This window comes from Pseudomonas sp. NPDC089422, from assembly GCF_044749405.1.
Lineage (GTDB): Bacteria > Pseudomonadota > Gammaproteobacteria > Pseudomonadales > Pseudomonadaceae > Aquipseudomonas.
Genome location: NZ_JBIVHW010000005.1, coordinates 274,586 through 293,679, shown reverse-complemented (window position 1 = coordinate 293,679; position 19,094 = coordinate 274,586). Strand labels below are relative to the sequence as shown.

Sequence of the window (19,094 nt, the reverse complement as noted above, 5' to 3'; positions counted from 1 at the left end):
GGCTCATCCCTGGTTCTTGCGGTAAAAGCGCTGATCTTCAGGCTGGTACCACTCATGAAGGGTTGTCGGGGTGCGGGCGTACCAGCCAAGCAGCTGCTGGACCGCAGGCGGTTGTGCAATGCAGAAGGTTTCGCCCAGAGCCCGGCAGTAGTCGAATTGCGGCTTGAAATGGCTGCGGGTGAACGTCAGCGTCAGGCAGCGGCGGGGTAGCGAGGTGCGGTTGACCCCGGCGGCATGCCAGATGCGAGAGTCGAACAGATAGATCGAGCCCGCACTGCCCAGCGCCTTGCGAGCATCGGCTTCGAACTGGGCGTCATCGGGCTTGTGCGGGGCGCCATGGGAACCAGGCAGGAACAGCGTCGCGCCGTTGTCGGCGGTGAAGTCGTCCAGCAGGACCAGGGCCTGAGCCATCTGCATGTTCTCGGCTGACCACGAACGCACATCCCGGTGCACATTGCGCACATAGGCATCGGTGCTGTTGAGGTTGTTCAGGCCGCCGAAGGAGTTGAGTATCGGCAAGCCACCAAGCATCTGCGCAAGGATGTCGATCAGGCCCCAGTCGGCGAATCGCGCCAGCAGGTCGGGAAAGTGGCTGTCGCCGGTGATGATGTGGTGGGCCGTCTGTTCGGTGCGCTGGGTGATGCCGTTTTCCAGCTGTACCAGGCGGCAGCGTTCAATGGCCGTGGCCAGGTCGTCACGCAGCTGGTCGAGCAGCGGTCGGGCGATCAGGCTGGGCGCGCAGGCATAGCCATCACGCTGCAGCGCTTCGAGCAGGGCATTCATCGGCCTTGCTCCTGCTCGCCGCGCCAATGGCGGTATTCTTCTGCGCTGACGCCAAGCAGGATACGGTCCCAGCGCTGTCCTTTACGGTAGTACCACTGGCGCTGGACCCCTTCGATGGACCACGGCACCTTGCGGGTGTAGGTCGCGAGGGAGGCTTCGTTGTATTCGATGATGGTCGTCCACAGGCGATGCAAGCCCAGCTCATCGAAGGCATAGCGCATGATCGTGGCGATCACTTCTGTGCCATAGCCCTGGCCGCGCAGTGCGCTGTCGCCGATCATCATGCCGTGCTCGGCCGTGCCGTTCTTCCAGTCGATGCCCACCAGGTTGGCGGTGCCGATCAGGCCGTGCTGGGCCACTTCGATGCCGAAGCGCTGATTCAGCTGATCGTTCTTCAGGCCCAGCAGCCAGTCCCGTTGAGCTTCACGCGAAGTCGGGAAGTGCCAGCCGCCCAACAGGCTCCACAACGCCTCATCGTTGGACCAGCGATGCAGCAAGGGCAGGTCGTCGAGTTCCAGTGCTCTGAGCACGATTCTTTGGCCGTTGATGCTCATGGCGTCCTCATATTCAAGATGACGGCGTCGGCCAGGCGATGCATGTCTGCGTCACCATAGCGCTGGTCCATTGGCAGGGGCAGCAGGCACTCGGCCAGATGGCGCTCCAGCGCAGGCGTCGTCGGGTTGTCGATCAGTTCCCGCCAGTAGCAGGGTACAAAGATTGCTTGTTGCAGCAGGTGCTGGCGCAGCCGGGTTGCCTGTGCCGGCGAATCGAGCAGGAGCGGGTAGCACAGTGCCGCGGGGACGTCGGCTGGCCAGGCAGTGAAGCGGTTGCGACCGTCCAGGCGCTCGCGCAACAGCATCAGGTTGCGGCGGCGGCGGTCTGCCACATTGGCGTAGTCGATACTGTCGAGGACGCGTGCGGTACTGGCTGACATGGCCAGGACGCCTTGCGCGGCCAGTGCTGCTTCATTCTCCTGATAGTCGCCATAATGCTTTTCGGGCGCCTGCTCGAGGCGTCCAAGCAGTGCTGCGAAACGCTCGCGCGATGCGCTTTCTGGCGGCGCAGGCAGGGTCGCGGGGCCATTGACCAGCCAGCCACCATCGGCGACGCCCACGAACTTGCGTGGCGAGTAGAGCGTGGCAATGCCCGGCAGCGGCTGGCTGAACAGCGCCTGGGAATTGTCGATGATCAGCTGCGTTCCATAATGTGGGGCGAGTACTTGTCGGATGTAATCAGCCTTGAGGCCGAAATAGTCGACATACAGCAGCCCTTCGTCGCCCGCCAGGTCAGGCAGGCCGGCAAGACCAAGCTCGGCATCCAGGGCGTAACGGCGTACATCGATATCCAGGCCTTGAAGCGCATGCTCCAGGACCGCGCAAATGTAATGCGGCAGGTAAATGCGGCGCAGTCCGCGTGCCTGCACCAAGGCACGGAAGGCCGCGCGGGCGCTGTTGAAGGCAACGGCCTGGGGGTAGGGGTGCTGGCCGCTGCGCAGCTCCAGCTCGAAATAGCCGCCGATGGCCTCAGGCACGTCTGATTTCTCCGAGCCTGGCCCATTCGCCGACTGCTTCGGGCGCCTGGAACATCAGGGCATCGAGGATCGACAGCCCGGCAACGAAGGGGTGGCTGCTGCCTTGGCTGTAGGGGGGCAGTGTGGCGCCAAGCAGTTCCAGGGTGATACCGGCTTGCTGGAATGCCTCGGCCTGATAGAGGTGACCACCCCCGATCGGGTTGAGGTAGTGGGTTGCGCCACAGGTGCGGATGATCGCTATGACCCGCTCCTGGCTGGCGCTCTCGCAGGCCACCGGGAGTGCACTTGCGCGTGATATGGGTGTTTCGATACCCAGCAGCAAGCAGCAGGCCTTGATCACGCGCTCATTGAGCGCGGCGATGCTGTCGGCTGCCGGGGTGAGCAGGGCTTCCAGCCAGGTCATCATTTCCGAGCGCCGCGGTGCCTTGCGATAGGCGAAATCGAGTTTGTTGAGCAATTCACTCAGGTCAAACCCTTCGCTGATGCGCCGCTCCATGATGTGCTGGGTATGGCTGGCCTTGGCCAGGGCGATACGGAACCATTTGGCTTCGCCTTCGAGCAGGTAGCGGTTGCGTTCGATCCAGCCGTTCTTGATGAACTGCACGTTGTCGTACAGGACAAAGTGATCCGCCGCAGCAATCAGCTGGAAGTAACCCAGATACGGCAGGAAGTACGGTTGCATGAGGGCAACCCGCTGGCGCCCGGGCGCAAGGGGGGCGGACTGCTGATTCATGCCTGACGGGCCTGCAGCAGGATCTCGATGATCTGCTCCTGGGACTGCACGTCGAGGTCAGGGTAGATAGGCAGGCACAAGACCTGGCTGGAGATTCTCAGGGCGTTGGGCAAGCGCTCCAGATTGGAGCTGGCGAGCCCACGATACATGGGGAACTCGCAGATCAACGGGTAGAAATAGCGGCGCACCAGAATGTCCTGGTCGCGGTAACGCTGGTATACCGCATCACGCGACAAGCCAAAGCGCTGTTCGTCGATGAGGATCGGGCAGTAGGCATAGTTCCAGTCGAGCCCCTGGGGCTGTTGCAGCAGGGAGATGCCGTCAATGCCTTCCAGGGCCCGCTGGTAGCGCTCGAACACCTGGCGGCGGCGCTGCAGGGCGTCATCGATGTGGCGCAGTTGCAATACGCCGAACGCCGCCTGGATCTCGTTCATCTTGCCGTTGATGCCGGTTGCCATGATCACCGTTTCATCGACGAAGCCGAAATTCTTCAGGAAGTCGATCCGACGCTTGAGTTTTTCGTCCTGACAGATGATCGCGCCGCCTTCAAAGGTGTTGAATACCTTGGTGGCATGGAAGCTGAGGATCGACAGGTCGCCATTGTCCAGGATGCTCTGACCGTCCTGGCGCACGCCGAAGGCATGGGCTGCGTCGTAGATCACCTTCAGGCCATAGGTGTCGGCAATCTCCTGAATGGCAGCGATGTCGCAAGGGATGCCATAGCAATGGACTGGCAGGATAGCCGTGGTCTCAGGGGTGATCGCTTCGATGACACGTTGCGGGTCCAGGTTGTTGGTCCGCGGATCGATATCGACGAAGACCGGCTTGAGGTTGTTCCACAGCAGGGAGTGAGCAGTGGCGACGAACGAATACGGGGTCGTGATGACTTCGCCCGTCACGCGCAGGGCCTGAAGCGCGGTCACCAGTGCCAGGGTGCCGTTGGAGAACAGCGAAATATGTTTGACGCCGAGGTATTCGGCCAGCTCGCTTTCCAGCTGCTGGTGGAACGGCCCTGCGTTGGTCAGGCGCTTGCTTTTCCAGATACTCTCCAGGTAAGGCATGAACTCTTCCAGGGGAGGCAGGAGAGGGCTGGTGACGGTGATCTGTTTGGCCATGGGCGGCACTGCTCGTTCTTTGCGTTTATATAGAAGCGGGGCATGCATGCCCTGCTGCTGAACAACGTGCGCAGACGAGGTTTCGCCATGAAACCGACGGCCTGCACCGGGTTGAGGGGTGAAAAGCAAGAAGTCGGCCAACCTGCGCCATTGGTATGATTACGTTCAATCTGTCGTCTATCGTGACTTGGCAGTCGAAACGTGCATCTTTAATCTATTGAGTCTGTGGGTAGTTCTGTCGGCCTCGCGTGCATGGGTTGCATGTCGTAGCCGCGGTACCTGAGAATTTTCGCCATTTCCATCGGGAAGCCACAATGATTGGCATCAAAAGCATCGCCAGTTACGTACCTGTCGAAGGCGTGGACAACTACGCCCAGGGTGCGAAATTCGGCAAGGATCAGGATTTCATCTTTGGCAAGATCGGTTCGACCTTCCTGCCACGCAAGGAAGCGACCCAGGAAACCTCCGACCTTTGCGTCGAGGCGGCCAGGACGTTGTTCGCTGCCAATCCTTCGCTTGACCCGGCGGCCATCGATGTGGTGATCGTGGTCACCCAGAACGGCGATGCTGAAGGCCTGCCGCACACCGCCGCCATCGTCCAGCACAAGCTCGGCCTGACAACCCAGGTCGCCGCCTTCGACATTTCCCTGGGCTGCTCCGGCTATGTCTATGGGTTGTATGCCATGAAGGGCTTCATGGAAGCCGCCGGGCTCAAGAATGGCCTGCTGATTACCGCCGACCCGTACTCGAAGATCGTCGACCCGGAAGACCGCAACACCACCATGCTGTTCGGCGATGCCGCCACGGCCACGTGGATGGGCGAGGGCGCGGCCTGGCAGCTGGGCAAGTCGCTGTTCGGCAGTGATGGTGCGGGTGCCGAGCACCTGCGGACCACCGATGGCAAATTCTTCATGAATGGCCGCCAGGTCTACAACTTCGCTCTGGTCAAGGTGCCTGCGCATCTGCAGCAGCTGCTCGATGCCAGCGAGCTCACGGCCGACGACGTCGACCTCTATTGCCTGCACCAGGGCAGCGCGGCAATCGTCGATGCCGTGTCCGCGCGCTTCCTCGAGGGCGAGCACAAGCACAAGTTCGTCAAGGACATGGTCGAGACCGGCAATACCGTGTCGTCGAGCATTCCGCTGCTGCTGGAGAAGCACGTGCTGGGTTCGTCGCACAAGCGCGTTGCCCTCAGTGGTTTCGGTGTGGGCCTGTCCTGGGGCTCGGCCATCATCGAGCGCCGTGACTGACCGCTCATCGCCGTGATAGACGCCGCCGCCTTCTGGCGGCGTTTTATTTTCCGGGCCGCCAGTGCTTGCCGCCTGTAATCTGGCGTCAACTCCTTGATTTCATTGGGCTGGCAGGATGCCAGTAATTTTTTTGAAAATTGCCCTAAAGCAACCCGCCCTGACGACGATAACCATTACGAAGGTTCTCTGTGCCACACCCGGCGAATTGCCAAGGCCGGAAGCCGTAGTACCCAATCCAACGAGGAATTCGTCATGGCTTTGACCGTTAACACCAACACTACCTCCCTGGGCGTTCAGAAGAACCTGAACCGTGCTTCCGATGCACTGAGCACCTCGATGACCCGTCTGTCCTCCGGCCTGAAAATCAACAGCGCCAAAGACGACGCCGCCGGCCTGCAGATCGCTACCCGCATGACCTCGCAGATCCGTGGTCAGACCATGGCTATCAAGAACGCCAACGACGGTATCTCCATCGCCCAGACCGCTGAAGGCGCGATGCAAGAGCAGACCAACATCCTGCAGCGTATGCGTGAACTGGCCGTTCAGTCGCGAAACGACTCGAACAGCACCCAGGACCGTGCCGCTCTGGACAAAGAATTCCAGTCGATGGCTTCGGAACTGACCCGTATCGCCCAGTCCACCCAGCTGAACGGCAAGAACCTGCTGGACGGTTCCGCTTCGGTCATGACCTTCCAGGTGGGTTCGAACACCGGTTCTGCCAACCAGATCAAGATCGACCTGAGCGCCAAGTTCACCGCTTCCGACCTGGGTGTTACCAGCTCGATCAACATTCAGGGTTCGGACACCACCACCGCCGAAGCCAACTTCAGCGCCGCTGTCTCGGCCATTGACGCCGCTCTGCAGACCATCAACACCAACCGTGCTGACCTGGGTGCCGCTCAGAACCGTCTGACCAGCACCATCAACAACCTGCAGAACATCAACGAAAACGCCGAAGCTGCCCGTGGCCGTGTACAGGACACCGACTTCGCTGCTGAAACTGCCCAGCTGACCAAGCAGCAGACCCTGCAGCAAGCTTCCACCTCGGTTCTGGCCCAGGCCAACCAGCTGCCATCGGCAGTACTGAAGCTGCTGGGCTAATCTGCCTAGTTGCTGGCGGGGGAGTGCACTTGCGGCGCTTCCCCGCCTTTTCATTGCGAGGTGGTGGACATGGACATGAGCGTCAAGCTGAACCTGTCTTATCCGGCCGCACGTTCGGCCGAGCAGGTTGTCGAGAAACCGGTAGCCCGGTCCTCGGATTCAGCCAAGCCCGAGGACGACAAGAAAGACGTGCCGGCGGTGCAGGATGCCGACAAGGTCAAGAAAGCCGTCTCGGATATCGAAAAGTTCCTGAAGGCGTCTCAGCGCAATCTGGAATTTTCCACGGATGAAGAATCCGGCAAGATAGTTGTCAAAGTCATCGCTACCGACAGCGGTGAGGTGATTCGCCAGTTGCCCTCGGAAGAGGCCTTGCGCATCGCCCACAGCCTCAGCGATGCCAACAGTGTTCTGTTCGACGCCAAGGTATGACCGGCGGCGAACGCTAACGAAGTGATGCATGTCGGCCCTGCAGGAGTGGGGTTGACGCGTTGACGAGAGGGACAACAGCATGGCAAGCCCGATTACCTCCAGTACTGGCCTGGGTTCCGGTCTCAATATCACCGAGATCGTGACTGCGTTGGTCAAGGCCGATACATCCGCAAAGCAGTCGCAGATCACCCGGCAGACCAGCAACAACAGCGCGATGATTTCGGGTATTGGCTCGCTGCGCAGTGCCCTGACGGCCTTCCAGGATGCCATGAAGGGCCTCAATGACAAGGATGCGCCATCGTTCAACGCCTATGCTGCGACCTCGGCCAACGAGTCCGTGGTCAAGATCAAGTCCAGCAACACGGCAGTGGCCGGTAGCTATGACATCGTCGTCGACAAGTTGGCCACCAGTTCCAAGGTGGCCAGCCAGCAGTTTGCAGGCGGCGCCTCCAGCGCGATCACTGCGGGCCAGCTGACGATCAGCCAGGGCGGCAAGACCTACAATCTTGATGTGGCCAGTGGTTCGACGCTGCAGAGCGTGCGCGACCAGATCAACAAGGAAATGAGCGCCAACGGTATTACCGCCAACATCGTCAACGAGGAGGGTGGTTCCCGTCTCGTGCTCAGCTCTACCACCACGGGTGCGGGCTCCGATATTTCCTTGGGTGGTATCGCCGAGCTGACCATCGATGGCACCACGCAGATGTCCGGTACCGGCGCTGGCTTCATCAGTGCCAAGGCTCAGGATGCCGAGCTGACCATCGACGGTCTGAAAGTCAAAAGTGCCTCCAATACCGTCGACAGCGCCATCAGTGGCATGACCCTCGAGCTGACGGGCGTCAGCGCCAAGGCCAGTGGTGCGACTACCGGTACGCCTACCGCAGTGACTGTGGCAGCCGACAACGATGGCCTGAAGAAATCGGTCCAGAGTTTCGTTGATGCCTACAACACCCTGCAGAAGGCGATTACCTCGCTGACCTCGACCAGTCGCGACACTGATGACAAGCTGGTGCTTGGTCCGCTCACCAACGATCCCACCACGCGCTCGTTGCTGGGTGATGTTCGCAAGGTGCTGAGCGAGGTCGGTGCGGGCGACAACCTGACCACTCTGAGCCAGTTGGGGATCAATACCCAGAAGGACGGCACGCTCGAGTTCAACAGCACCAAGTTCACGTCGGCGATGAACGACAAGAAGCTCGGCCCGGAGGTGCAGACCCTGTTCACCGGCACCGACGGTATCTTCGAGCGCATGAACAAGGCCATCGACCCTTACAACAAGTCTGATGGCAGTCTCGCGACGCGCAAGTCGAACCTGGACAAGGCAGCTTCGCAGCTGGCAGCCCAGCAGGAGGCGCTGGATCGTCGCACCGAGTCGCTGACCGAGGCGCTGACCAAGCAGTATGTTGCCCTCGACACCGCCTTGGGCAAGATGAAGGCCCAGGCTGATCAGATCACCTCGATCTTCGAAGCGATCAACGCCCAGGCCAAGAAGTCCTGATCAGGCGTCTTCTGACAAAAGCCCGGCGGCGTCCTCTGGATGCCCCGGGCTTTTGGCTTTTTCCTAAAGTTTTTTGACGTCCCGGCGATACACAGGGTACAAGCAACCTTTTTCGCAGCAACGAGGTAGATCCATGAACCCGATGTTGGCCCTTCGGCAGTACCAGAAAGTCAACGGTGTGGCTCAAACGTCCGAAGCCAGCCCGCACCGTCTGGTGCAGATGCTCATGCAAGGCGGGCTTGACCGCATGGCCCAGGCCAAGGGGGCCATGGCGCGCAACGATATCGCCCAGAAAGGCATTCTGATCGGCAAGGCCATCGACATCATCGGCGGCCTGCGCGAGGGTCTGGATCTGGAAAACCACGCCGACAGCCTGGCCGAGCTGGACAGCCTGTATACCTACATGAGTCGCCGCCTGATCGAGGCCAACGTCAAGAGCGACCCGGCCATCATCGATGAGGTGGCGCGCCTGCTGATCACCGTGAAAGAAGGTTGGGACGCAATCGGCGACCAGTCGTCGGCTTCCTGAGCCAGGAGGATGACATGAGCGATGTGATCGCCCGTATCGAACAGACCCGTCAGCTGCTGCTGACGGCGCTGGAAAAGCGCGATTGGGATGCCGTGGGCGAGCTGGACCTGGAATGCCGCCTGCGCATCAGCGATGTGCTGGGTGAAGCCCAGGGCCAGGAAGCGGATGTTCGCGACAGCCTGGAGCAGTTGCTCGACGTTTACCGGCAACTAATCGACGTTGCAAGTGGCGAGCGTCAATCAATAGTCGACGAGATGACGCAAATCCGTCAGGCGAAAAACGCCGCCAAGGTATACCATCTGTTCAGTTGACCACGGATGTACAGAAAGCCGTGCGCCATTAATTTGACTGCACGGGTTTTTTTGACTTTACTAGTGGCTGTTTTCGAATTTCAGACGTCCGAACACTGACCATTCAGTCGGAGATGTCGAGCATGCCCTGAGAAGGGCGCCGATATGACTAGGGAAGTTGCTATTGCATGTGGCGTGAAACCAAGATTCTCCTGATCGATGACGACAGCGCCCGCCGCCGCGATCTGGCGGTGGTCCTGAACTTTCTCGGCGAAGAAAACCTCCCATGCTCCAGCCAGGATTGGCAGCAGGTCGTAGGGAGCCTGTCTTCGAGTCGTGAAGTGCTCTGCGTGCTGATCGGTACCGTCAATGCCCCGGGCAGTGTACTTGGGCTGCTTAAGACAGTGGCTGGGTGGGATGAGTTCCTTCCGGTTCTGCTGATTGGTGAAATTTCTTCTGCGGACTACCCGGAAGAACTGCGCCGTCGGGTCCTGTCCAACCTCGAGATGCCGCCGAGCTACAGCCAGCTGCTCGATTCGCTGCACCGTGCCCAGGTCTACCGCGAGATGTACGACCAGGCCCGTGAGCGCGGTCGTCAGCGCGAGCCCAACCTGTTCCGCAGCCTGGTTGGCACCAGCCGTGCCATCCAGCATGTGCGCCAGATGATGCAGCAGGTGGCCGATACCGACGCCAGCGTGCTGATCCTCGGTGAGTCCGGCACCGGCAAGGAAGTGGTGGCGCGCAACCTGCACTATCACTCCAAGCGCCGCGAAGCGCCGTTCGTGCCGGTCAACTGCGGGGCGATCCCTGCCGAGTTGCTGGAAAGCGAGCTGTTTGGCCATGAGAAGGGCGCCTTTACCGGCGCGATCACCAGCCGAGCCGGGCGCTTCGAACTGGCCAACGGCGGTACCTTGTTCCTCGACGAAATCGGCGACATGCCGCTGCCGATGCAGGTCAAGCTGCTGCGTGTGCTGCAGGAGCGGACCTTCGAGCGCGTGGGCAGCAACAAGACCCAGAGCATCGACGTGCGCATCATCGCGGCGACCCACAAGAACCTCGAAACCATGATCGAGGACGGGACGTTCCGCGAAGACCTGTACTACCGCCTGAATGTGTTCCCGATCGAGATGGCGCCCCTGCGCGAGCGCGTGGAAGACATCCCGTTGCTGATGAACGAGCTGATCTCGCGCATGGAGCACGAGAAGCGCGGTTCGATCCGCTTCAATTCGGCGGCGATCATGTCGCTGTGCCGTCACGGCTGGCCGGGCAACGTCCGCGAACTGGCCAACCTGGTCGAGCGCATGGCGATCATGCACCCGTATGGCGTGATCGGGGTGTCGGAGCTGCCGAAGAAGTTCCGCTACATCGACGACGAGGATGAGCAACTGGTCGACAGCCTGCGCAGCGACCTCGAAGAGCGCGTGGCGATCAACGGTCACACCCCGAACTTCAGTAACCATGCGATGTTGCCGCCAGAGGGTCTGGACCTGAAGGACTACCTCGGCAGCCTCGAGCAGGGCCTGATCCAGCAGGCGCTGGACGATGCCAACGGTATCGTTGCGCGCGCGGCTGAACGTTTGCGCATTCGCCGGACCACCCTGGTCGAGAAGATGCGCAAGTACGGCATGAGCCGCCAGGGCGGCGAGGACCAGGCGGAAGACTGATTCCGCTTTTGGGTGTATGCCTTGAGTTTGATGGTGTGGCTGAGATCGAGCGCCGCCCGCGCGGCGCTCGATCTCTCAGCCAATCCCCCATCCCCGGCACGGCTATTGCTACACCGCTCTCACCACACCGTTTTTATGACGGTCAGCCACGCGAGAGAGCACGATGCCCCAGGCCGCCCACTTTTCCCGAGTCCCTGATCCGCAGGGGCGTACCCCGGTCGAACAGGAGAGTCGACAGGGGCTGGAGCAGGCGTTCGCCCTGTTCAATCAGGTTTCCACCCAGCTCAACCAGTCCTACAGCATGCTCGAGGCCCGCGTCAGCGAGCTCAAGGGCGAGTTGGCGGTGGTCGGTGCGCAGCGCATGGCCGAGCTGAACGAGAAGGAGCGCCTGGCCAACCGCCTGCAGAACCTGCTCGACCTGTTGCCGGGCGGGGTGATCGTGATCGACGACCAGGGCCTGGTGCGTGAGGCCAACCCGGCGGCCTGCGAATTGCTCGGCGAGCCGCTGGTCGGCCAGCTGTGGCGTCACGTCATCGCCCGCAGCTTCGCGCCGCGCAAGGATGACGGCCATGAGGTCTCGCTGCGGGATGGTCGTCGCTTGTCCATTGCCACGCGTTCGCTGGATGCCGAGCCTGGCCAGCTGGTGCTGCTCAACGACCTGACTGAAACCCGTCGCCTGCAGGATCAACTGGCCCGGCATGAGCGCCTGTCCTCCCTGGGGCGCATGGTCGCCTCGCTCGCGCATCAGATTCGCACGCCCCTTTCGGCGGCCATGCTCTATGCCAGTCACCTGGCTGACACTGAGCGCGAGCTTGCGCCAGAAACCCGCGAGCGCTTTGCCGGCAGCCTGAAGGAGCGCCTGCACGAACTGGAGCATCAGGTGCGCGACATGCTGGTGTTTGCCCGTGGCGAGCTGCCGCTGGGTGACCGGCTGACCCCCAAGGGCCTGTTCCAGGCCCTGCAGCAAGCTGCCCAGCCCCATGTGCAAGGGCATGCAGTGCGCTGGCAGTGCGACAGCCATCTGGGTGAGTTGCTGTGCAATCGCGACACCCTGGTCGGTGCCTTGCTCAATCTGGTCGAGAACGCCTTGCAGGCCAGTGACGGCCCGGCGCGGCTCAAGGTGCACCTGTTCCGCCGTGAGCACACCCTGCACTTGAGTATCAGCGATGCCGGCAGCGGTATCGATGCGCAGTTGCTGGCGCGCCTGGGTGAGCCGTTCCTGACCACCAAGGCCACGGGCACCGGGCTCGGGCTGGCGGTGGTCAAGGCTGTGGTGCGTGCGCACCGGGGCACGCTTCAGCTGCGCTCGAAAGTCGGGCGTGGCACCTGTGTAAAGGTTGAGCTGCCGTTGATCGACGGGCAGGCAACGGAGGGCATGTAATGGCAATCAAGGTGCTGCTGGTCGAGGATGACCGCGTTTTGCGCCAGGCGCTGGGCGATACCCTGGAGATCGGCGGTTTCGCCTTCGATGCGGTCGGCAGTGCCGAGGAGGCGCTGCAGGCGGTGGCGGGCGAGGCATACAGCCTGGTGGTCAGCGACGTGAACATGCCGGGCATGGACGGGCATCAGTTGCTGGCGCAGCTGCGACGACATCATCCACAGTTGCCGGTGTTGCTGATGACCGCCCACGCGGCCGTCGAGCGGGCTGTGGAGGCCATGCGCCAAGGGGCTGCGGATTACCTGGTCAAGCCGTTCGAGCCCAAGGCGTTGCTGAGCCTGGTCGAGCGCCATGCTGCCGGGCGCCTGACGGCAGCCGACAGCGAAGGGCCGGTGGCATGCGAGGCCGCCAGCCGACACTTGCTGGAGCTGGCTGCGCGCGTGGCTCGCAGCGACTCGACCGTGCTCATTTCCGGTGAGTCGGGGACTGGCAAGGAAGTGCTGGCGCGCTACATCCATCAGCAGTCGCCGCGGGCGGCGCAGCCCTTTGTCGCGATCAACTGCGCGGCGATCCCCGACAACATGCTCGAGGCCACGCTGTTCGGGCACGAAAAGGGGGCCTTCACCGGCGCCATCGCTGCCCAGGCTGGCAAGTTCGAGCAGGCCGAGGGCGGCACCCTGCTGCTCGACGAAATCTCCGAAATGCCCCTTGGCCTGCAGGCCAAGTTGTTGCGCGTGTTGCAGGAGCGCGAGGTGGAGCGGGTCGGTGGGCGCAAGCCGATCGCCCTGGATATCCGTGTGCTGGCCACCAGCAACCGCGACATGGCAGGTGAAGTGGCAGCAGGGCGCTTCCGCGAAGACTTGTATTACCGTCTTTCGGTATTCCCGCTGGCCTGGCAACCGCTGCGCGAGCGCGCTGGCGACATCCTGCCGCTGGCCGAGCGCTTGCTTTCGCGCCATGTGGCGAAGATGAAGCATGCGCCGGTGCGGTTGTCTGCCGAGGCATGCGCCTGTCTGCAGGGGCACGCCTGGCCAGGCAACGTGCGCGAGCTGGACAACGCCTTGCAGCGGGCGTTGATCCTGCAGCAAGGCGGGGTGATTGAAGCGGCGGATTTCTGTCTGGCAGGCGCCATTCCATTGTCGGCTGGGGTAGTAGCCACTACATCGCCACTATCTGTCGATGCGGCGGTGGACTCGGGGGGGCTGGGCGACGACATGCGTCGCCACGAATTCCAGATGATCATCGACACCCTGCGCGCCGAGCGTGGTCGGCGCAAGGAAGCGGCCGAAAAACTGGGCATCAGTCCGCGTACCTTGCGCTACAAGCTGGCGCAGATGCGTGATGCCGGGCTTGATGTGGAAGCCAGTCTGTTCGGCTGAAGACAGTCATTTATATGTTTGCGGTGCGGGCTGGCACATGAGTTGCTAGTTCAGGGCTATCCGCCGCATGAGTGTCAAAAAAATGCGGCCGCCGGAGAGAGAAGGTCATGAGCCAAGGTGTTGAATTCAATCGTCTGATGTTGGACATGCGGGCCATGCAGGCCGATGCCATGTCGTTGCCCAAAGCCACCGCTGCCCCCGAGCTGGCGCCTGGCCAAAGCACCTTTGCCGACATGCTCGGCCAGGCCATCGGCAAGGTCAGTGAGACCCAGCAGGCGTCAACCCAGCTTGCCAATGCTTTCGAGATCGGCAAGAGCGGTGTCGACCTGACTGACGTGATGATCGCCTCGCAGAAAGCCAGCGTGTCCATGCAGGCGTTGACCCAGGTACGCAACAAGCTGGTCCAGGCGTACCAGGACATCATGCAGATGCCGGTTTGAGGACGGAAGTAAGCCATGGCTGATGCAGTCGTCGATAACGCCCCCGCCAAGAGCGGCGCGCCAGGTTCCAAGCCACCGTTGTTGAACATGGCGTTCCTGGAAAACATCTCGCAGATGCCCATGCTGCGTCAGGTCGGCCTGCTGGTCGGTTTGGCGGCGAGCGTGGCGATCGGCTTCGCCGTGGTGCTGTGGTCGCAGCAGCCGGACTACCGGCCGCTGTACGGCAGCCTGGCCGGCATGGACACCAAGCAGGTCATGGATACCCTGGCCTCCGCAGACATCCCCTATCACGTCGAGCCCAACTCCGGTGCTCTGCTGGTCAAGGCCGACGACCTCTCCCGTGCGCGCCTGAAACTGGCGGCGGCCGGCGTGGCGCCGAGCGATGGCAATGTCGGCTTCGAGCTGCTCGACAAAGAGCAGGGCCTGGGCACCAGCCAGTTCATGGAAGCGACCCGCTATCGCCGCAGCCTGGAAGGTGAACTGGCGCGTACCGTCTCCAGCCTGAACAACGTCAAGGCCGCGCGCGTGCACCTGGCGATTCCGAAAAGCTCGGTGTTCGTGCGTGACGAGCGCAAGCCAAGCGCCTCGGTACTGGTCGAGCTGTACCCTGGCCGTTCGCTGGAGGCCGGTCAGGTGATGGCCATCGTCAACCTGGTCGCCACCAGCGTGCCCGAACTGGACAAGTCGCAAGTCACCGTGGTCGACCAGAAGGGCAACCTGCTCTCCGAGCAGCTGCAGGACACCGCGCTGACCATGGCCGGCAAGCAGTTCGACTATAGCCGCCGCATGGAAGGCATGCTCACCCAGCGTGTGCACAACATCCTGCAGCCGGTGCTGGGCAACGACCGCTACAAGGCAGAAGTGTCCGCCGACCTGGATTTCAGTGCGGTCGAATCGACCTCCGAGCAGTTCAACCCGGACCAGCCGGCGCTGCGCAGCGAGCAGGCGGTCAACGAACAGCGCGCCAGCAGCCAGGGCCCACAGGGCGTTCCGGGCGCGCTGAGCAACCAGCCGCCCGGCCCGGCGTCGGCGCCGCAAACCACGGGTGGCGCTGCCGGGGCGGCCGCTGCCATCCAGCCTGGTCAGCCACTGGTGGATGCCAACGGCCAGCAGATCATGGACCCGGCCACCGGCCAGCCGATGCTGGCCCCGTACCCGTCGGACAAGCGTGAGCAGACCACCAAGAACTTCGAGCTGGACCGTTCCATCAGCCACACCCGCCAGCAGCAAGGTCGCCTGACCCGCCTGTCGGTGGCGGTGGTGGTCGACGACCAGGTCAAGGTCGATGCCAATGGCGAAACCACCCGTGCCCCTTGGGGTGCCGAAGACCTGGCGCGCTTCACGCGCCTGGTGCAGGACGCGGTGGGCTTCGATGCCAGCCGTGGCGACAGCGTGACCGTGATCAACGTGCCGTTCGCCGCCGACCGTGGCGAAGAGATCGCCGATATCGCGTTCTACCAGCAGCCGTGGTTCTGGGACATCGTCAAGCAGGTGCTGGGCGTGCTGTTCATCCTGGTGCTGGTGTTCGGTGTGCTGCGCCCGGTCCTCAACAACATCACCGGTGGCGGCAAGCAGGCTGCTGCGGACAGCGACATGGAACTGGGCGGGATGATCGGTCTGGATGGCGAACTGGCCAACGACCGTGTCAGCCTCGGTGGCCCGTCAAGCATTCTGTTGCCGAGCCCGACCGAGGGTTACGAAGCACAGCTCAACGCAATCAAGGGCCTGGTGGCCGAAGACCCGGGCCGCGTAGCCCAGGTCGTCAAAGAGTGGATCAACGCCGATGAGTGACAATCGAGCCATTACCGCCAAGCTGAGCCGTGTCGACAAAGCCGCGATCCTGCTGCTGTCGCTCGGTGAGACCGATGCTGCACAAGTGCTGCGACACATGGGCCCGAAGGAAGTGCAGCGGGTGGGTGTGGCCATGGCGCAGATGGGCACCGTGCACCGCGAGCAGGTCGAGCAGGTGATGAGCGAGTTCGTCGAGATCGTCGGCGACCAGACCAGCCTGGGCGTGGGCTCTGACGCCTATATCCGCAAGATGCTCAACCAGGCCCTTGGCGAGGACAAGGCCAATGGCCTGGTCGACCGCATCCTGCTCGGTGGCAACACCAGCGGCCTGGACAGCCTCAAGTGGATGGAGCCGCGTGCCGTGGCCGATGTGATCCGCTACGAGCACCCGCAGATCCAGGCCATCGTGGTCGCCTACCTCGACCCCGACCAGGCCGGCGAGGTGCTGAGCAACTTCGACCACAAGGTGCGCCTGGACATCGTCCTGCGCGTGTCGTCGCTCAATACCGTGCAACCGGCGGCGCTCAAGGAGTTGAACCAGATCCTCGAGAAGCAGTTCTCGGGCAATTCCAATGCGGCGCGCACCACCCTGGGCGGCATCAAGCGCGCCGCCGACATCATGAACTTCCTCGACAGCTCGGTGGAAGGTGCGCTGATGGACGCGATCCGCGAGATCGACAGCGACCTGTCGGAGCAGATCGAGGACCTGATGTTCGTCTTCAACAACCTGGCCGATGTCGACGATCGCGGCATCCAGGCACTGCTGCGCGAAGTGTCGTCCGATGTGCTGGTGGTGTCGCTCAAGGGCGCCGACGAGCGGGTCAAGGACAAGATCTTCAAGAACATGTCCAAGCGTGCTTCCGAGCTGTTGCGCGACGACCTCGAGGCCAAGGGCCCGGTGCGCGTCAGCGACGTGGAAACGGCGCAGAAGGAGATCCTCACGATTGCCCGACGCATGGCCGAGGCCGGCGAGATCGTGCTCGGCGGCAAGGGTGCCGAGGAAATGATCTGATCCAACAGGCGACCCGAGCCCTTGTAGGATCGTGTCGCTTGCAGATGAGTAGCTGAAAACATGCCCACCAAAGAATCCCATCCCAGCGACCTGATCCGTGCCCGCGACCTCGAGGGTGTCGATGTCTGGGCACTGCCCAGCTTCGACCCGGAGCCTGAGCCGGAACCCGAGCCTGAGCCGGAAGTCGTCGAAGAAGTCGAAGAAGTGCCGCTGGAAGAAGTTCAGCCGCTGACCCTCGAAGAACTCGAAGCGATCCGCCAGGAGGCCTACAACGAAGGCTTCGCCACCGGTGAGCGTGAGGGCTTTCACAGCACGCAACTGAAGGTACGCCAGGAGGCCGAGGAGGCGCTTGCCGCCAAGCTGGCCAGCCTGGAGCAGCTGATGGGGCATCTGCTGGAGCCGATCGCCGAGCAGGACACGCAGATCGAACGAAGCCTGGTGCATCTGGTTGCCCACATGGCGCGCCAGGTCATCGGCCGTGAGCTGCGCAACGACTCCAGCCAGATCACCCAGGTGCTGCGCGAGGCGCTGAAGCTGCTGCCGATGGGCGCCGACAACATTCGCATCCACCTCAACCCGCAGGATTTCGAGCTGGCCAAGGCCTTGCGCGAACGCCATGAGGAAAGCTGGAAGCTGCTCGAAGACGAAGCCCTGCTGCCAGGCGGCTGCCGGATCGAGACCCTGCATAGCCGTATCGACGCGACCATGGAAACCCGCATCGAGAAAGCCGTGGCGCAATTGTTCGACCAGTTGCACGATCAGGCCCTGCACCCGGCGGCGGCGGACCTGTCGGTCGAACTGGACACCCGCGATGCGCCTTGACCGCACCAGCTTCGGCAAGCGCCTGGGCGGCTACGCCGAGGCGATCGAGCTGCCGGTGCAGCCGGTGGTCGAAGGCCGCCTGTTGCGCATGGTCGGCCTCACCCTTGAAGCCGAGGGCCTGCGCGCTGCGGTAGGCGGTCGCTGCCTGGTAATCAACGACGACAGCTACCACCCGGTGCAGGTGGAGGCCGAGGTGATGGGCTTTGCCGGCAACAAGGTATTCCTGATGCCGGTGGGCAGCATCGCCGGTATCGCCCCAGGTGCCCGGGTGGTGCCGCTGGACGACAGTGGTCGCCTGCCCATGGGCATGAGCATGCTCGGCCGGGTGCTCGACGGTGCCGGGCGCGCCCTCGACGGCAAGGGCGGCATGCGTGCCGAAGACTGGGTGCCGATGGACGGCCCGATCATCAACCCACTCAACCGTGACCCGATCAGCACGCCGCTGGACGTAGGCATTCGCAGCATCAACGGGCTGCTCACCGTCGGTCGCGGCCAGCGCCTGGGGCTGTTCGCCGGTACCGGTGTGGGTAAATCGGTGTTGCTGGGCATGATGACCCGCTTTACCGAGGCGGACATCATCGTGGTCGGCCTGATCGGCGAGCGGGGCCGCGAAGTCAAGGAATTCATCGAGCACATCCTCGGCGAGGAGGGGCTCAAGCGCTCGGTGGTGGTGGCATCGCCCGCTGACGATGCGCCACTGATGCGCTTGCGCGCAGCCATGTACTGCACGCGAATTGCCGAATACTTCCGCGACAAGGGCAAGAACGTCCTGCTGCTGATGGATTCGCTGACCCGTTTCGCCCAGGCCCAGCGCGAAATTGCCCTGGCCATCGGCGAGCCCCCGGCCACCCGCGGCTACCCGCCGTCGGTGTTCGCCAAGCTGCCCAAGCTGGTGGAGCGCGCCGGTAACGGCGAGCCCGGCGGTGGCTCGATCACCGCCTTCTATACCGTGTTGTCCGAGGGGGATGACCAGCAGGATCCGATCGCCGACTCGGCGCGGGGCGTGCTCGACGGCCACTTCGTGCTGTCGCGGCGCCTGGCCGAGGAAGGTCATTATCCGGCCATCGACATCGAGGCCTCGATCAGCCGGGTCATGCCGCAGGTGGTGGGTGCCGAGCACTTGCGCCAGGCCCAGAAATTCAAGCAACTGTGGTCGCGCCTGTCCCAGAGCCGAGACCTGATCAGCGTGGGTGCCTATGTTGCCGGCGGCGATCCGGAAACCGACCTGGCCATTGCCTTGCAGCCCAGGCTGGTGGACTTCCTGCGCCAGGGGCTGGACGAGAATGTCGGCATGGGCCAGAGCCGCGACGAGCTGGCGGCGATCTTCACGCCACCGGCGAAGGGCTGAT

At 62.7% G+C, this 19,094-nt stretch carries 19 protein-coding genes; 14 read left to right on the top strand and 5 right to left on the bottom strand.

The window, feature by feature from the left end; translation table 11 throughout:
• Positions 1-3 precede the first annotated feature (3 nt).
• The 5 genes from ACIPZ8_RS12040 to ACIPZ8_RS12020 are packed head-to-tail and all read right to left on the bottom strand — an operon-like array spanning position 4 to position 4,162.
• Positions 4-783 (bottom strand): phytanoyl-CoA dioxygenase family protein, encoded by a 780-nt coding sequence (locus ACIPZ8_RS12040; RefSeq protein ID WP_400723066.1) that lies wholly within the window; start codon positions 781-783, stop codon positions 4-6.
• Positions 780-1,337: a GNAT family N-acetyltransferase gene (locus tag ACIPZ8_RS12035; RefSeq protein WP_400723063.1), complete on the bottom strand. Its 558-nt coding sequence runs from the start codon at positions 1,335-1,337 to the stop codon at positions 780-782. Before ACIPZ8_RS12035 ends, ACIPZ8_RS12040 begins: the two co-directional genes overlap by 4 nt.
• Positions 1,334-2,314, bottom strand: coding sequence for a hypothetical protein (locus ACIPZ8_RS12030; RefSeq protein WP_400723060.1), 981 nt, complete (start codon positions 2,312-2,314; stop codon positions 1,334-1,336). The genes ACIPZ8_RS12035 and ACIPZ8_RS12030 overlap by 4 nt, the downstream gene beginning before the upstream one ends.
• Positions 2,307-3,047, bottom strand: a complete 741-nt coding sequence (locus ACIPZ8_RS12025) for a WbqC family protein (protein WP_400723057.1) — start codon at positions 3,045-3,047, stop codon at positions 2,307-2,309. The genes ACIPZ8_RS12030 and ACIPZ8_RS12025 overlap by 8 nt, the downstream gene beginning before the upstream one ends.
• Positions 3,044-4,162, bottom strand: coding sequence for a DegT/DnrJ/EryC1/StrS family aminotransferase (locus tag ACIPZ8_RS12020; RefSeq protein WP_400723054.1), 1,119 nt, complete (start codon positions 4,160-4,162; stop codon positions 3,044-3,046). Before ACIPZ8_RS12020 ends, ACIPZ8_RS12025 begins: the two co-directional genes overlap by 4 nt.
• 314 nt (positions 4,163-4,476) lie before the next feature.
• Between ACIPZ8_RS12020 and ACIPZ8_RS12015 the strand changes: the two genes are divergently transcribed.
• The 14 genes from ACIPZ8_RS12015 to fliI all read left to right on the top strand — a co-directional run bounded on the left by ACIPZ8_RS12015 (position 4,477) and on the right by fliI (position 19,093).
• Positions 4,477-5,412: a ketoacyl-ACP synthase III gene (locus ACIPZ8_RS12015; protein ID WP_400723051.1), complete on the top strand. Its 936-nt coding sequence runs from the start codon at positions 4,477-4,479 to the stop codon at positions 5,410-5,412.
• 252 nt (positions 5,413-5,664) lie between these two features.
• A complete protein-coding gene (locus ACIPZ8_RS12010) occupies positions 5,665-6,513 on the top strand; it encodes a flagellin domain-containing protein (protein WP_400723049.1) in 849 nt (282 codons plus the stop codon).
• A 69-nt stretch (positions 6,514-6,582) separates the two neighbouring features.
• Positions 6,583-6,942 (top strand): flagellar protein FlaG, encoded by a 360-nt coding sequence (locus ACIPZ8_RS12005; protein WP_400723046.1) that lies wholly within the window; start codon positions 6,583-6,585, stop codon positions 6,940-6,942.
• A 79-nt stretch (positions 6,943-7,021) separates the two neighbouring features.
• Positions 7,022-8,440, top strand: coding sequence for a flagellar filament capping protein FliD (gene fliD / locus ACIPZ8_RS12000; protein ID WP_400723043.1), 1,419 nt, complete (start codon positions 7,022-7,024; stop codon positions 8,438-8,440).
• 133 nt (positions 8,441-8,573) lie between these two features.
• Entirely contained in the window at positions 8,574-8,969 is a 396-nt protein-coding gene (fliS, locus tag ACIPZ8_RS11995; protein ID WP_400723040.1) for a flagellar export chaperone FliS, read from the top strand.
• Positions 8,970-8,983: 14 nt separating this feature from the next.
• The gene (locus ACIPZ8_RS11990; RefSeq protein WP_400723038.1) at positions 8,984-9,280 is read left to right on the top strand and encodes a flagellar protein FliT; all 297 of its coding nucleotides are present in this window, start codon (positions 8,984-8,986) and stop codon (positions 9,278-9,280) included.
• Positions 9,281-9,447: 167 nt separating this feature from the next.
• A complete protein-coding gene (fleQ, locus tag ACIPZ8_RS11985) occupies positions 9,448-10,923 on the top strand; it encodes a transcriptional regulator FleQ (RefSeq protein ID WP_400723035.1) in 1,476 nt (491 codons plus the stop codon).
• Between the two features lie 163 nt (positions 10,924-11,086).
• Positions 11,087-12,304: a sensor histidine kinase gene (locus ACIPZ8_RS11980; protein ID WP_400723033.1), complete on the top strand. Its 1,218-nt coding sequence runs from the start codon at positions 11,087-11,089 to the stop codon at positions 12,302-12,304.
• Complete coding sequence (locus tag ACIPZ8_RS11975) at positions 12,304-13,680, top strand: sigma-54-dependent transcriptional regulator (RefSeq protein WP_400723030.1); 1,377 nt, start codon at positions 12,304-12,306, stop codon at positions 13,678-13,680. The genes ACIPZ8_RS11980 and ACIPZ8_RS11975 overlap by 1 nt, the downstream gene beginning before the upstream one ends.
• 107 nt (positions 13,681-13,787) lie before the next feature.
• Complete coding sequence (gene fliE / locus ACIPZ8_RS11970) at positions 13,788-14,120, top strand: flagellar hook-basal body complex protein FliE (RefSeq protein WP_085677773.1); 333 nt, start codon at positions 13,788-13,790, stop codon at positions 14,118-14,120.
• Between the two features lie 15 nt (positions 14,121-14,135).
• Positions 14,136-15,911: a flagellar basal-body MS-ring/collar protein FliF gene (gene fliF, locus ACIPZ8_RS11965; RefSeq protein ID WP_400723028.1), complete on the top strand. Its 1,776-nt coding sequence runs from the start codon at positions 14,136-14,138 to the stop codon at positions 15,909-15,911.
• A complete protein-coding gene (gene fliG / locus ACIPZ8_RS11960) occupies positions 15,904-16,923 on the top strand; it encodes a flagellar motor switch protein FliG (RefSeq protein ID WP_054887156.1) in 1,020 nt (339 codons plus the stop codon). The genes fliF and fliG overlap by 8 nt, the downstream gene beginning before the upstream one ends.
• Before the next feature lie 60 nt (positions 16,924-16,983).
• Positions 16,984-17,745 carry a flagellar assembly protein FliH gene (fliH, locus tag ACIPZ8_RS11955; protein ID WP_400723025.1) on the top strand — a complete coding sequence of 254 codons (762 nt, stop codon included), beginning with the start codon at positions 16,984-16,986 and terminating at the stop codon, positions 17,743-17,745.
• Positions 17,735-19,093 (top strand): flagellar protein export ATPase FliI, encoded by a 1,359-nt coding sequence (gene fliI / locus ACIPZ8_RS11950; RefSeq protein WP_400723023.1) that lies wholly within the window; start codon positions 17,735-17,737, stop codon positions 19,091-19,093. The genes fliH and fliI overlap by 11 nt, the downstream gene beginning before the upstream one ends.
• The last annotated feature ends 1 nt before the right edge of the window (position 19,094 follow it).